The 14,492-nt window shown below is 59.6% G+C and carries 10 protein-coding genes; 8 read left to right on the forward strand and 2 right to left on the reverse strand.

What is annotated here, in order from left to right; translation table 11 throughout:
• Positions 1-59 precede the first annotated feature (59 nt).
• Complete coding sequence (locus DES53_RS18820; RefSeq protein WP_113959856.1) at positions 60-497, reverse strand: cytochrome c oxidase assembly factor Coa1 family protein; 438 nt, start codon at positions 495-497, stop codon at positions 60-62.
• A 309-nt stretch (positions 498-806) separates the two neighbouring features.
• On the opposite strand from DES53_RS18820, the gene DES53_RS18830 reads away from it, so the two are divergent.
• From DES53_RS18830 to DES53_RS18850, 5 genes are all read left to right on the forward strand, one after another.
• Positions 807-1,874, forward strand: a complete 1,068-nt coding sequence (locus tag DES53_RS18830) for a hypothetical protein (RefSeq protein WP_170157219.1) — start codon at positions 807-809, stop codon at positions 1,872-1,874.
• Between the two features lie 71 nt (positions 1,875-1,945).
• A complete protein-coding gene (locus DES53_RS18835; RefSeq protein WP_113959859.1) occupies positions 1,946-3,139 on the forward strand; it encodes a M48 family metalloprotease in 1,194 nt (397 codons plus the stop codon).
• Positions 3,139-8,733: an AAA domain-containing protein gene (locus tag DES53_RS18840; RefSeq protein ID WP_113959860.1), complete on the forward strand. Its 5,595-nt coding sequence runs from the start codon at positions 3,139-3,141 to the stop codon at positions 8,731-8,733. The genes DES53_RS18835 and DES53_RS18840 overlap by 1 nt, the downstream gene beginning before the upstream one ends.
• A 163-nt stretch (positions 8,734-8,896) precedes the next feature.
• On the forward strand, positions 8,897-9,781 hold the full coding sequence (locus tag DES53_RS18845; protein WP_113959861.1) for a UbiA family prenyltransferase: 885 nt from the start codon (positions 8,897-8,899) through the stop codon (positions 9,779-9,781).
• A gap of 46 nt (positions 9,782-9,827) precedes the next feature.
• The gene (locus DES53_RS18850) at positions 9,828-10,985 is read left to right on the forward strand and encodes a 3-dehydroquinate synthase (protein ID WP_113959862.1); all 1,158 of its coding nucleotides are present in this window, start codon (positions 9,828-9,830) and stop codon (positions 10,983-10,985) included.
• 43 nt (positions 10,986-11,028) lie between these two features.
• On the opposite strand, the gene DES53_RS18855 is transcribed toward DES53_RS18850, so the two are convergent.
• Positions 11,029-11,685 carry a GDSL-type esterase/lipase family protein gene (locus DES53_RS18855; RefSeq protein WP_113959863.1) on the reverse strand — a complete coding sequence of 219 codons (657 nt, stop codon included), beginning with the start codon at positions 11,683-11,685 and terminating at the stop codon, positions 11,029-11,031.
• 143 nt (positions 11,686-11,828) lie between these two features.
• On the opposite strand from DES53_RS18855, the gene DES53_RS18860 reads away from it, so the two are divergent.
• From DES53_RS18860 to DES53_RS18870, 3 genes are all read left to right on the forward strand, one after another.
• A complete protein-coding gene (locus DES53_RS18860) occupies positions 11,829-12,557 on the forward strand; it encodes a carboxylesterase family protein (RefSeq protein WP_113960156.1) in 729 nt (242 codons plus the stop codon).
• Positions 12,558-12,638: 81 nt separating this feature from the next.
• Positions 12,639-13,406 carry an NIPSNAP family protein gene (locus tag DES53_RS18865; RefSeq protein WP_113959864.1) on the forward strand — a complete coding sequence of 256 codons (768 nt, stop codon included), beginning with the start codon at positions 12,639-12,641 and terminating at the stop codon, positions 13,404-13,406.
• A 119-nt stretch (positions 13,407-13,525) separates the two neighbouring features.
• Complete coding sequence (locus DES53_RS18870; RefSeq protein ID WP_113959865.1) at positions 13,526-14,314, forward strand: hypothetical protein; 789 nt, start codon at positions 13,526-13,528, stop codon at positions 14,312-14,314.
• Positions 14,315-14,492: the final 178 nt, after the last annotated feature.

Here is a 14,492-nt window from a genome sequence, read left to right on the forward strand (position 1 = left end):
CAAAAAAGCGGGCCGTCTGCACAAGGTGCGCAGTACGGCCCGCCGAGGAAAGGTGGAAGTTACTTCAGCTCGATCTTGGTGTCCTTTTTAGGTCCGCTGGCGACCAGCGCTTCCAGGATCGAGTATTCCCAGGCAGTAGCACCGGCGGGTCTGGAGGCCTTCACCGTGACGGCGGCGACGCCCTTCGGTCCCGTAAGGGGAATGGCGAACTCGGCGCTTTCGGCGCCGTTGTTGGTGCTCACTGCGCCCATGACCCAATAGCTGGGCTCCATGGGGGTGCCAATCGCCTCTTGAAGTTCGGCCGAGCTCTGTGCGCGTTGCAATGCACCGGTGTAGGCGTCCGTCTTCTTGATGACCCCCATGATGGAGACAACAAAGAAGCCGATGGCAAGCACGCCAAGAGCAATGATGCCCAGGCAGCCGCCGCAGCCGAGGAACCACCATTTCTTGCTGCTCTTCTGAGGGACGGGAGGTTGTGAAGGAGGATAGGGATTCATGACAGAGGAATGTAAGAAGCTGCTGTGCTGTGACTGGGGTCCGGGCGATTCAAGCAAGGATTGTGCAGGCCGTCCAGTGAAGCAGGGTGTTTTTTTCCCAAGTCACTGCGCTTCATGGTGGGGAAGGCTATTGCCATGACAGGATTGGCAGGCCCGCTGACAGGTTTCTTTCCAGGCGTTTCCAAGCGGTCGAAGCGAAAGGTTTTGCTCTTGGAGGCAAACGGAGGAATGGCAGGGAAGAGCTCTTGAGGGGCATGTTGACGACCCGGCAAATCACCGCACGATCCCGATGTCATGGCAGGAGTTCTGATGAAATGCGAACTGACCTACCCCGAAAAGAAGGACGATTGGCGTCCCTTTCGGGTGGTGGTGCATGATTGCGCGCTGGGGCACCTGATGACCGATGCCCAGCAGGCGCTTCGCGTTTACGAGTTCATGTGCATCGCTCGACCGGGGGATGTGTGCAAATATCTGTGGGTCGAGCTTTTGGATGTGCCTGCTGATGCGCGATACAGGGCCGAGGAGGCGAGGAAAAAGGTCACCCATCCTCCAGAGAAGCTTTGGCCGGAGAATTTTGTGCCGCTGGTTGAGTTTGATACCTACTTCAACTGGCTCGGCGATGACACCCATTCCGAAGATGCCTGCTGGCTTGGCCATCGTGAAGGCTGGGCATTCCGGAAGGCGATTCGTGGTTGGTTTGACAAAGTGGTGGAAATCCAGCGGCTGCTTCGCGCCAGCAAGGACATCCTGATTCGCTTTGAACTGGCATTGATGAACGCAAAAGCGCATCCCTACGACGTCGACCCTGAGCCGCCTTTTTGGCGGACACGGCCTGACTACCAGTCACGAGCTGTGCCCCAGCGCCCGTCCGCGTACTATGAGAAACTTCGTGAGTTGCTTCGGCGGCCCGATTTGGAGTCACTCACCATGACCGGCCGGGTGGACTACCAGGCATTCCGCTTGATCTGTGCCACCCAGCGTGAACGAGCGGAGACCTCGGGAAAGCATCCGTATCAGGTATTCCCCATCGGCATGACTATTATGTACGAGGAGTGGGATCGAGGATGGGGTACTCACATCATCGAGTACAGCGAGGGTGTCGCCTATGGAGACATGTGGATCCTGCATGACGACGATGATGGAGGTCACATGAAGTGGCTTGTCGAAACGCGGCATGATTTTCACCGGTGGTTCTTCTTCCATCAGGGTGCCGTGGAAATTCAGGGGTATCGAATGACCCAGGGCGATGGCTGGGCGCTTCTGGAAGATGAAACCACGGAGCGTGAATATCGCATCCGGGGAAAGGCGTGGCTGGAAGCAAGCTTCCGGAGATGGAGGGAGAACGAGACAAAACGACGGGAGCAAGAAGGGGAATAGGGCCTTCTGAATTCTGACTGACCGGCCGAAAGAGTGCTTGGCGGTGGGAGCGAGTTTGATAATCTCCGCGGGTGTCGCTTTCCCCCACCAGCTATCACACGGAACTTTTGGGCTTTCTCCAGAAGCAGGAGCCGGAACTCTGGCAGTGGTTCTCCGAACCAGCCCACCGTTCTGAGGTGACCGAAGGGATACGGCGAGAACTGCTCACCACCAGCTATCGGCTGGAGGGGCCGCAGCATGCCGAGCTTCAGGCGGCCGCAAAGGAAGCGGCGGAGGCGTTGGGCATTGCGACGCCTATCACGCTCTATCAATCGCAGGAGGCGGTGCCGGCGCCCAATGCCGCCATCTGCCAGCTGCCGGGAGAGATCCACATTGTCTTTTATGGAAGCATGCTTGGCATTCTGCGTGGGCGGGAACTGCATGCGGTGCTGGGGCATGAGCTGGCCCACTTCATCCTGTGGCAGCATGAGGGTGGGGTGCATCACACGGTGGATCGTCTCGCACATGCCTGCGCCAGCGATCCAAGGGCGCAGGCATCGCATTTGCAGAGTGCACGGAGGCTGCGGCTGAACACGGAGCTTTTTGCGGATCGCGGCTCCCTGAAGGTGACGGGAAATCTGCCAGTCACGGTGGCCGCGCTGGTCAAGGCCGCGACCGGAATGGCGGAAGTGAGCGGCGAAAGCTATCTGAAACAGGCGGCGGAAGTATGCGAGTCCTGGAGGACGAAGTCGGCAGGGCAGACGCATCCGGAACTCTTCCTGCGCGCACACTGTCTCTCACTCTGGCACGAACGTGGCGAGGATGCAGAAGCAGAAATCGAGCGGATGATCAATGGTCCTGTCTCGCTCGATGAACTGGATCTTCCGGCCCAGGAAGCTCTTTCGGCATTCACTCGTCGTGTGATCGCGCAATTGCTGCGGCCACGGTGGATCCGAACTGATCTGGTGATGGCGCATGCACGGTTGTTCTTTTCCGACCTCCAACCGCATGAGGAGACGGATGCCTCGCTGGAAAAGGACGCCCCTGACCATGTGGAAGGCAAGGCGGAGTATTTCGCGGCCGTGCTGCTGGACTTCGCCACGGTGGATGAGGAACTTGATGACATGCCTCTGCGTGCGTGCCTGCTGATGAGCAGCCGCCTGGGCATTGAGAAGGCATTCGACAAAATGGTGGGGAAGGAACTGGATATGAAGGTGCGTGAGATCAAAGCACTGCGCACGGGCGCTGCGGAATTGCTGGCGAAACAAGAGGAGGCACAGGCGTGATGGACCAGGCTGGAAAAGCTTTTCTTCCGTGGCTGCGGGGCGTCACCGAACGTGGTGGCATGGAGACGGACGATGTCCTTTCCGTGATGCTGCCTCTCATGCGGCAGGTGCAGTCTGTGCATGAACAGGGCAAGGTGGCAACGCTCACGGCTGGTGGTTTAACCTATGATGCGCATCACAACGCGCTTCGCTTTGATGCCGCCCTCGCAGGAGAGCCAACGCAAGCCACGGATAGGGTGGAGGCTTTGCAGGCTCCATTGAGCCGGGCCCTGGAGGTGACGGGCCATGGCACGCAGGAGACCGACCTGGATGAGGCGAGCGTCAACTACACGGACGATTCCGTCGGAGGTGAAGACAAGCCGCTGACCCGGCCGGCATATGTGCCGGACTACGGCTGCTGGGAGCTGCGTGTGGGACACCATGACGTGCTCACGGACGTCTTCCTGTTGGGACAGGTGCTCGCCAGCGTGGCGTGTGGTCTGGACTTCACGGATGTGGAGGACGTGCGGCTCTTTGCCAATCACCGGCACAATCTTTTCAATCTGCATCCACGGCTGCATCCGGTGGTGGCTGCGGTCATTGAGGAGATGACCGAACTCAACCGGCACCGCCGTGCATGCGACCTGGCTTCTCTGCTCAAGAGACTGGAGACATATCGCGAGCAGCCGGATGACTTTGACGTGCGTCGCATCGCGGGTTTGGAGCAAGCGACGCCAAGCGGTCGGCGCAAGCTGATTCAGGCACGCCTGCGCGACCGGCTCTTTGAGATTTCCCGACGCAATCGGCTCATCTATTACAAGCCGACGCAGCAGTCGCTCAATCTCACGGTGGCCTCAGTGCCTACGCTGCTGGACTATCGCAACGTGCGACCGGAGCAGCTCTGCTACTGGCACCCGGAGATCGAGACCCTCGTGTCGCAGGGGAAAGTGATGCCGCTGGGCAAGTACCTGCGTTTCGAGGAGCAGCCTTATCTCAACGGGATGTTGGACAAGATTCTCAGTGAAGCACGTCGCGATCGCGCTGAGTATGGCTTTGCCCAGCTCCGGCTCGTGCTGGTGTTCCTGCGCTGGCACAATCTCAAGGAGTCACCCAATGAGGTGATCGAGTCGCCGCTGCTCCTGTTGCCGGTGGAACTCACCAAGAAGAAGGGGGTGCGGGACAGCTACACGTTGGATCCTATCGATACGGGTATCGCGGAGGTGAATCCCGCGCTCCGCTTCCACTTGAAGGAAGTGTACAACTTGGATCTCCCAGAGGAGGTGGATTTGCAGAAGACCACCCTGCGGCAATTCCACGAGGAACTTCGGGCGCAGATTCAAGCAAGCGAGCCCGGCGTGACATTGAGATGTGTGGAGAATCCGCAGATCAAGCTGGTGCAGCAACGGGCGCGACTGCGGGTGGATCAGTTCCGCAAGCGGCAGATGTTGAAGACGGGGAAACCCATCGCGCGCAAGGTCTCCTACAGCTACAAGAAGGAAGATTATCGCCCTCTCGGCTTGCAGCTCTTTCTGGAGAAGGTGAAGCCGCAACCCATGCCGTTGCGTCTGGCGGCGGGCGGTTCAATGGGTGAGCGTTCTCTGCCGATGGACTTCATCGTGGAGCCCCAGAGTGACTCGCCGGCGCCGGGCGTGATGGAAACTTCCAGCGAGACGTACACCCTGGAGCAGGGCATCTCCTCCTCCAATCCCTATGCGTGGGAATTTGATCTGTGCTCGCTGACGCTGGCGAACTTCAACTACCGCAAGATGTCGCTGGTGCACGACTACGAGCATCTTCTGGAACATGATCCGGCGAGCGAGGTCTTCGACACCATCTTCTCCATCGCTCCACGTGAGCAGGATAGCGCCCCACCTGCCATCCCCCTGAAGGAGCAGCATTTCGTGGTGGCTTGCGACGCGGCGCAAGCGGCTGCAGTGGCGAAGGCACGCAACGGACGCAGCTTTATCATTCAAGGGCCGCCGGGTACGGGCAAGTCCCAGACCATCACGAACTTGATCGCGGATAACATCGCTCGGGGGAAGCGCGTGCTCTTCGTCTGCGAAAAGCGTGCGGCCATCGATGTGGTCTTCCATCGCCTGCGTCAGCAGGGGTTGGATGAACTTTGCTGCCTCATCCATGACTCCCAGACGGATAAGAAGGCCTTCATCCAAAATCTGAAGCAGACCTATGAAGGATTCCTGCAGCAGGCGCAGGATGGTGATGTGACCCAGGTGCGGCAGGAGATTGTCAGGCGACTGGAGCAGGAGCTGGAATCCATCAAGCGCTTTGGAGAGGTGATGGTCTCGGCCAAGGCGGGCATGGGGGCGAGTGCGCACCAGATTCTGCAGCGCCTTGTCGAATTGAGGCCGGAGGTGTCCCAACAAGATGTGTTGAGCAATCCAAAGGAGCTGGATGTATCCACGGAAGAACTGCTGCCTGAGTACGCACTATGGAAGCAATGCGGTGACGTGGCTCGCAGGCTGAGGCAGGCGCTCGTGGACTTGGGCGAGGATGAAGTACTCGCAGAGCATCCCCTGCGCCATGTGAGTCAGGAGGTGCTGGAGTCCGAGCGCCCGATCGCCACCTTGCGAGAGTCACTGGATGCTGTGGAAGATTTGCTGGATTCTCTTGAGTCGAGCCTGTCCCTCGCCGGGGATGCTGAAGCCGTGAAGGCGCTGCCGCTGGGACATTTCGCCGGGGCGGTGGAGTTTGCGCATGACGCACGTCCCCTTGCCGAGCGCGGGCTGATGGCTGCGCTCGATGGCAGTGGCAATGCCAAGGTCACGGCCTTTGCATCCCTACAGAAGGAGCTCCAGACGAAGACGGATGCTCATCGTGAGGCCGCGACGAAATCTGAAGGGTGGCGTGACCCCCTGCCGCCGGATGATGTGCAGGAGGCGATTGCCCAGGCGAAGGCGACGGAGAACAGCCTCTTTCGTTTCCTGAAGCCCACGTGGTGGAGGCTCCGCAAGCTGATGAATGCTCGCTACGACTTCTCCAAACACAAGGTGCCGCCGGCATTCTCACGGGTGCTGGGTACGCTGGCAAAGACACAGGAGGCGGAAGCTGGCGTGGCGCAGGTGCGCCAGCGTGCGGCAACCGAATGGAACATTGATGACTTGCCGGCTTTCGTGGATCAGATGGCCGCGCTACGGCAGCGCCTTGAGCAGGCGCCACCAGTGCTGCGGGGTGTCTTGCGCAAGCTGTGTGCGAGTGATGAGGGACTGGAGTTGGCAAAAGCACTCGCGGCGGCGCATGGAGATTCTCGTGAGTTGCAGAGGGTGTTGAGTGCCGCGCTGCATGACGCGAATACGCCGAAGTTTGCCGAGCTTTGTGACGTTGTTGCATCGCTGAGGGAGAGCGCGGATTTGCTGCCGGAACTCGCGGGTATTCTGCGTGAGCTGGGGGAAACGCCGCCCGCGTTTGCGGATGCGGTGCGCCGGGTGCCGCTGCCTGTACCAGCACTGGAGTTCGCCATGGCGCGCAAGGGGTTGCGTTCTTGTTGGCGTGATGATCGTCATGCGGCGCGATTTGATGGGCCGCAACTGGCGGAGCGCATTGCGAGATTCCACAAGGCGCACGCGGCGTTGCTGGATCAGAATGCGGCTTCCATCCGGCATGGGGTGAAGCATGCCTTCCTGGAGCAGGTGCAGGTGTCTTCTCTTCCCGCGGCGCAGCTCACGCCTGAGCAGAAGATTTTCAAGAAGACCTTCAGCTCGGGACGTCGCGACCTCGAGCATGAGTTTGGAAAAACGATGCGGTATCGCTCGATTCGTGACCTGGCGACCGGCACCACGGGACAGGTGATTCGCGGGCTGAAGCCTGTGTGGCTCATGAGTCCGCTCAGTGTCTCAGATACGCTGCCGTTGGATCCGGGTCTGTTTGATGTGGTGATCTTCGATGAAGCCAGCCAGGTGCCACTGGAGGAGGCGATTCCCTCCCTCTACCGTGCAAAACAGGTGATCGTGGTGGGTGATGAAATGCAGCTTCCTCCCACGAGCTTTTTCGCCAGCAGTCGTGATGGCGATGGTGAAGAGGTTACCGTCGAGGAGGAGGGCGAGAAGATTGCCATCTCATTGGATGCAGACAGCTTCCTCACGCAATCGGCGGCCAGTCTGCCCTCGACATTGCTGGCGTGGCACTATCGCAGTCGCTATGAAGCGCTGATTTCGTTCTCGAACGCGTCCTTCTACAGTGGCAATTTGCTGACCATTCCGGATCGCCGTCCCGTGGCTGAGGGGCTTGGGGATATTGTGGTCAAGGCATCCGCAGATGCGGAGACGAATGCTGCCAAGCTGCTGGCGCGCAGCATCAGCTTCCATCGCATGGAGCGTGGCATCTATGAGAACCGTCGCAACCTCGATGAGGCGAACTACATCGCGAATCTCGTGCGCACGCTCCTGCGGCAGGGCACGAAACTCAGCCTGGGCATTGTCGCATTCTCCGAAGCACAGCAGACGGCGATTGAGGATGCGCTGGAACGTCTCGCTGGTGAGGATGCTGAATTCGCCACGCGCCTGGAGGCGGAGTACAACCGCGAAGAGGAAGATCAGTTCGTGGGCTTGTTCGTAAAGAACCTGGAGAATGTGCAGGGCGATGAGCGCGACATCATCCTGCTAAGCATCTGCTACGGCTATGATGCGAACCACCGCATGCTGATGAACTTCGGCCCCATCAATCAGAAAGGTGGAGAGAAGAGGCTGAACGTCATCTTCTCCCGTGCGAAGCATCACATGGCCGTGGTGAGCAGCATCCGCCATGTGGATGTCACGAATGATTGGAATGACGGAGCCTCTGCGCTCAAGAATTTCCTGAACTACGCCGAGCACACTTCGCGTGGGGAGCTGCGGCACGCACGTCAGGTGCTGGAGGGGGTGAACCCGCTCAACCGGCAGTCATTGCGCGCGGCATCGGTGCAGGATGTGGTCGCCATACAGCTGGCAGAAGCTTTGCGTGCACGTGGCCATCAGGCAGACGTGCAGGTAGGGCAATCGCGGTTCCGCTGTGATCTTGCCGTGCGTGATGCGGTGGCAGGGCATTACATGCTGGCCATCCAGATCGATACCGCCGAGCATTATGCGAATGCGGATGTGCAGGAGCGCAGCTTCACGCGGTCGGGGTTGCTGAAAGCCTTTGGCTGGCGCGTGCTGCACGTGCTGACGAAGGACTGGGTTGAAGATGCGCCGCAAGTGATTGCACGCATCGAACGCGCGCTCGGTGGAGAAGTGGAAGAGGTGGAGATCGAGGACGAGGTCGAAGAGGAATCGCTAGCTCCGGTGCCGCCAAGCAGCATCGATGCCACGCTCGAGCCCTCGGGCTTGCCTACGGAGCCTGCTACTGTGACGGCTTCCCCCCAATCTCGCGAGTCCACCCCGGTGGTGGCGGCCGCCAGCCCAGGTTCTGTCCCAGTGCGTCGCTTTGAGTTGGTGAGTGGTACTTCGAGCAAGTTCTGGGAAGTGAGTGTGGATGGTACCACGTTGGTGGTGCGCTTTGGCCGCATCGGCACGAATGGACAGGAGCAGCGCAAGGTGTTCCCCGATGAAGCCACAGCACAACGGCAGGAGGCGAAGCTGATCCTGGAGAAGACAAGCAAGGGATATGGAGAGGTGAAGTGACCACCGCCGGGGGGCTGGCCTCTGCTCAAATCTCAATCCTGAAGTCCAAATCCGGGGCGGGGACGGGTATTGTTCCTACCGCCTGTTTGCAGGGGCTTGGCAGCCCTTGAGACTGGCGTATTGGACCATCCCTGCTTTACTCGCCTCCCCCGCTTCCGTTTCCATGCTCCGCCCCTGGCTCGAACTTGCCCGTATCTCCAACCTGCCCACGGTCTGGACGAATGTGCTTGCGGGCTGGCTGCTGGGCTTCGGTGGACCGGAATGGCAGCCCCTGGCATGGCTGCTCGTGGGTGGGTCGTTGATGTACACGGCCGGGATGATCCTCAATGATGCGGCGGACGTGCGGTGGGATCGGGAGAATCGCAAAGCACGTCCCATCCCCAGCGGAAAAGTCTCGCTGGCTGCGGCCTGGTCGGCGGGGCTCTCCATGCTGCTGGGGGGAGCGGCGATGGCCGTATGGGGTGCCGGTGCCTGCATCTGGCTGACAGGCGCGCTGGTGGCTGCCATTGTGGCGTATGACCTCTTTCACAAGCCATGGTCTGGCTCCGTGCTCCTCATGGGGAGCTGCCGGACCCTACTGTATCTGGTGGCGGGATCTGCGGTGACGGGCGGGCTGGACTGGACCGAACATCGCGAGCTATGCGTGAAGGCCATGGCCCTTGGAGCGTACATCGTGGGAGTCAGCCTGGCGGCCCGGTATGAGTCCAAGGTGCACCAATCGCTCACGGGCAAGGCTCCGAAGAGCCAGCAGGTGGCGGGCGGGCTGAGTCTGCTGGCTCCAGCCGTAGCGGCCCTCTGGTATGCAGGTGTGCATCAGGCATGGCTGGTCGTGGTGTTCGCGGTGGCCTCGCTGGTGACTGTGCACACCGCCCTAAACTGGATGCGGGAAAATCCCAAGTGGATTGGCCGTGCAGTGAGCCTGTTGCTCGCTTCCATCTGCCTCGTGGATGCCGCTGCGGTGGCGTCCGTGAGCTTCATTGCATCCATCCTGTGCCTCGTGGCCATGCAGGGTGCAGTGCTGGCCCAGCGCAAGATTGCCGCCACGTGACCCGTTTGCGTCCGCCCGACTTTTGCAAGAGTACCACTAAGAGAGAATGCTGGAGAGAACATTTAAGGTAGAGTATGCGCAGCGCGTCCTGTTCACACGGGACATGTTTGGGCTTGAGAATCATGTGCTGCGCGACCTGCTGGCCTCTGCCCGCGAAGGTGACCGGGTAACAAAGGCGCTGGTGTTTGTGGACAGCCACGTAGCCGAAGCCCGGCCAGATTTGCTTCCCGCTCTGGAGGCTTATGCGGCAGCGCACTCGACGGTGTTTTCGCTCGCAGCGCCGGCGGTGATTGTGCCCGGCGGGGAGACCTGCAAAAATGACTTCGCCATTGTCCAGCAGTGCTGGGAAGCCATCAGTGAGGCCTGCCTGGATCGCCACTCCCTCGTGTTTGTGATTGGCGGAGGAGCGGTGCTGGATCTCGTTTGTTTCGCCGCGTCCACGGCGCACCGTGGCATCCGCCACGTCCGCTTCCCGACCACGACGTTGAGCCAGGGTGATGGCGGCGTGGGGGTGAAGAATGGTGTGAATTACTTTGGCAAGAAGAACTGGGTCGGCAGCTTCTCCGTTCCGTATGCCATCGTGAATGACTTCGCTCTGCTGGAGACCCTGCCGATTCGGGAGAAGCGTTGCGGACTCATTGAGGCCATCAAAGTATCGCTCATTCGTGATGCTGAGTTTTATCACTGGCTCGAGCAGAACGCGGATGCGCTCGCTGAGCTGGAGCCGGATGCCGTGGAGCGTGCGGTGCGCCGCAGTGCCGAGCTGCACGTGGAGCACATCACGACGAATGGTGACCCCTTCGAACTGGGCTCAGCGCGGCCGCTCGACTTTGGTCACTGGGTGGCGCACAAGCTGGAGCAGGTATCACATTTCGAAATCAAGCATGGCGAGGCCGTGGCCATCGGCATGGCAGTGGATCTGCGGTACTCCGTGAAGGCCGGCATCCTGGATGACGCTACGGCGCAGCGCATCATTTCGCTCATCCGTCGCGTGGGCTTCGCCACCTATGCGCCCCAGCTCCTTGAATCCACCAAAGATGGAGAACTCGTGATCCTTGCGGGGCTGGAAGAGTTCCGTGAGCACCTCGGAGGTGAACTTACCATCACATTGGTGCCGGAGATCGGCCGCAAGCTCGAGGTGCACGAGATGAACACCAGCTACATCGTGGATACGCTGAAGGAACTGGTGGAAGCGCGGGTGTGACCGGCATTCATCGGGCCACACCCACTGGAGCAGTTCGCGTCGCTTACGAGCGGGGCTTGGAAACCGCGTCGTAGACCGTCTTTGCAATCACCGTGGCGCCTTCATCATTGGGATGCACGTTATCAGGGAGCAGCGCATCCTTGCCGGCGAGGGCGCTGTAGATGTCGATCACATCGAGCTTCATTTCACTGGCCACCTGCTTCACGAGAGGGATAATCTCGGGCTTCACAATTTCTTCGCGGATACCGAAGTTTCCGGAACTAATCACCGGGGCCGGCGTGCAAAGGTAGATCTTCGCCTTGGGGTTTGCCTTCTGGAAGGCTTCCACGAGGGATTTGGTGGAGGCGGCGAAGCCTTCTTTCTTGGCCCAGTTTTGCGGTTTGCTGTCGTTCGTACCGAGTTTGATGATCACGATGTCCGGTTTGAACTCCAGCGCTTGTGTGAAGGCCTTTTCCTTTTTGTAGGGCTTGTCCCCCTGATCGAGCATCGTGGAGCCGCTGACGCCGAAGTTCTTCACTTCATAGTCTTTGCCGAGTAATCCGCCGAGTTGGGTGGGGTAGCGCTTGGCGGGATCCTTCACGCCGGCGCCGGCGGTGATGCTGTCACCCACACAGGCGACCTTGGTGATGGCGTGGGCTGGTTGGGCAAATGCTGCGACCGTGGCGGCGACCAGCAGGGTGATGAAGGCTGTGCGTTTCATGAGGAATGAAATGTGATGCTGGGGATGTCTGGCTTGCGGACAAGGTGAAGGGACATGCTGGAGATACTCCGGGATGGGGTCAAGCACGGTGTGACTTTTCCGCGTGCGCGCAAGATGCTCGCGTGGCTTCGCGTTTGCCCGAGATGCGATTTTTCATCCCCCTTTCCTGTGCCGCGCTTTGCGTCGCTGGCAGCCTCTTTGCAGAAGCTCCTGTCACGACAGCAAAATCCTTTGAGAGCGAGATCACCATCAAGCTGGGTTACAAGTACACGCTGACGGTGCCGGAAGGTTATGGCGCAGACAAGGCGAAGGAATGGCCACTGGTCATCTTCTTGCATGGGGCAGGGGAGCGCGGGGACAATCTGGAACTGCTCAAGAAACACGGGCCACCAAAGCTCATCGCTGCGGGGAAGAAGATTCCCGCCATCGTCGTGGCACCTCAGGTGCCGTCCGGAGAGTTCTGGAATCCGCATGGCGTGAAGGCCCTCGTGGATCAATTGAAGAAAGACTACCGCGTGGATGCGAAGCGCGTGTATCTCACTGGCATCAGCATGGGCGGATTTGGCACGTTCGATACCATCGCCGCATATCCGGATGTCTTTGCCGCAGCGGTTCCCATTTGCGGAGGTGCGGGCATCAACGTGGTGAAGTTTGGCCCGCTGAAGGACCTGCCCATCTGGATCTTCCATGGTGCAAAGGATCCCGTGGTGCCGGTCGAGTTTACCGAAATGGCGGAGAAGTGGTTCAAGCGCAACGGTGGCGGCGCGAATGTGAAGGTCACCATCTATCCCGAGGCACTGCATGACTCGTGGACCCAGACCTATGACAATGAGGAGGTGTGGACTTGGCTCTTCCAGCAGGCGCGGAAGTAGTGCGACTTCTCGACGCCTCGATACCCGCATTGACCTTTTCATCGCACTCCTTCATCCTCGACGACTCTCATTCTCATTCTCATGAAACGCCTAGCCATCCTCCTCTGCTCCCTGCTATTCGCCGCCATGGCCCCTGCTGCTGATTCACCCGTCTACGAACTTCGCACCTACGTCACCAACGAGGGCAAGTTGCCGGACCTGCTCACACGCTTCCGGGATCACACCTGCAAGCTCTTCGAAAAGCACGGCATGAAAAACATTGGCTACTGGGTGCCCATCGACAAGGAGAACGGATCGGAGAACACGCTTATCTACATCCTCGAGCACAAGAGCCGCGAGGCTGCGAAGGAGTCCTTTGGCGCTTTTGCCAAGGATCCGGAGTGGAAGACGGTGCGCGAGGCCAGTGAGAAGAATGGCAAGATCCTGGCCAAGGCGCCGGAGTCCGTGTTCATGACACTCACGGATTTCTCACCGCCTGTGAAGGTTGGTGCCGGTAGCGGCCCTGCGGTCTACGAGTTGCGCATCTACACCACGCCCGATGGCAAGCTGGAGGCGCTGCACTCCCGCTTCCGCAATCACACGATGAAGCTCTTTGAAAAGCACGGCATGACCAATCTTCCGTACTTTGTGGTCATGGACGAGGACAAGGGCGCAAAGAACAAGCTCATCTATCTGCTCAAGCACGAGAGCAAGGAAGCTGGACTGGCCTCCTTCGGGGCCTTCCGTCAGGACCCGGACTGGATCAAAGCCAAGGGCGAGAGCGAGAAGGACGGCTCCTTGACCATTCCGCAGCCCGACGGCGTGAAGTCCATCTACATGAAGGCGACGGATTTCTCGCCGATCAAGTAGCGGGCAAGTCGCATTACTGAGTTTTCGGTGGGGCGCGGTGAATACCGCGCTCCACTTCCTTGGCGTATTGTAAAGAGACCTCTTGTTGCGTGCACACTGTTTCATGGTGACCTGATGCCATGCGACTTTCGAAAAACGGATTGGCATGCTGTCTCTCGCTGTTCTCTTTGATTCTCGTTGCGCCTCTACACGCAGCCGAAGTCATCCACGTCTTCGTCGCTCTTTGCGACAACGCCTCCCAGGGCATCGTGCCTGTGCCAGCCAAGATTGGTGATGGTGACAAACCGGACGCGAATCTTTATTGGGGCTGCTCGGAGGGAGTGCGCTCCTGGTTTTCCGCGAGCAAGAAGTGGAAGCGGCTTCCTGCCGTGGCATCACCGCGGCCCGAGATATTGGAACGTGTGGTGTTCAAGCATCGCGAGCGGGATACCTACCTCATCGCCGATGCGTGGCGGGGCAGGGAGATCAAGCCATGTCTGCAGGCGTTCGTGCATGCGGCGGGCGGGCTCGGTGGAGAAGTGGTGAAGGCAGGCGAGAACGCGCTGAAGGCTGGTGGAGATGCGGCGCTGGTTGCCTACATCGGACACAATGGACTCATGGAGTTCAATGTGGACTGGCCTGCAGCGAAAACTTCACCCGTACCAGCAGGTGCGGAGCCGAAGCCCGCCGTCGTGCTCGCCTGCATCAGCCAGAGCTATTTCGCAGAGAAGTTGAAGGGAATCGGCGCGCATCCCCTGCTCACCACACGCCAGCTGATGTATCCCGGGGCCTTTGCCCTGCACGATGCATTGGAGGCGAGATTTGCGGGAAAGAATGCGGCTGCCGTGAAAGAGGCTGCGGCGCGAGCCTACGCGAAGAACCAAGGCATCTCGGTGAAGGCGGCCTCGGGCGTCTTCGCGGCGGAGTAATCCCTAATGTAGCAGGCTTCTCCAGAAGCCTTTCACCATTGCCTTGCCCATGACTTGATTGAGGGAACCAGACATGCGGGGGCATTGTCGGGAGAGTGGATAGCTCAGTGACGCGCCGACTGAGAGGCTTCTGGAGAAGCCTGCTACTTTCTATCACTTGCGCCTGCGCCGCGCATGC

Source organism: Roseimicrobium gellanilyticum (assembly GCF_003315205.1).
Classification (GTDB): domain Bacteria; phylum Verrucomicrobiota; class Verrucomicrobiia; order Verrucomicrobiales; family Verrucomicrobiaceae; genus Roseimicrobium; species Roseimicrobium gellanilyticum.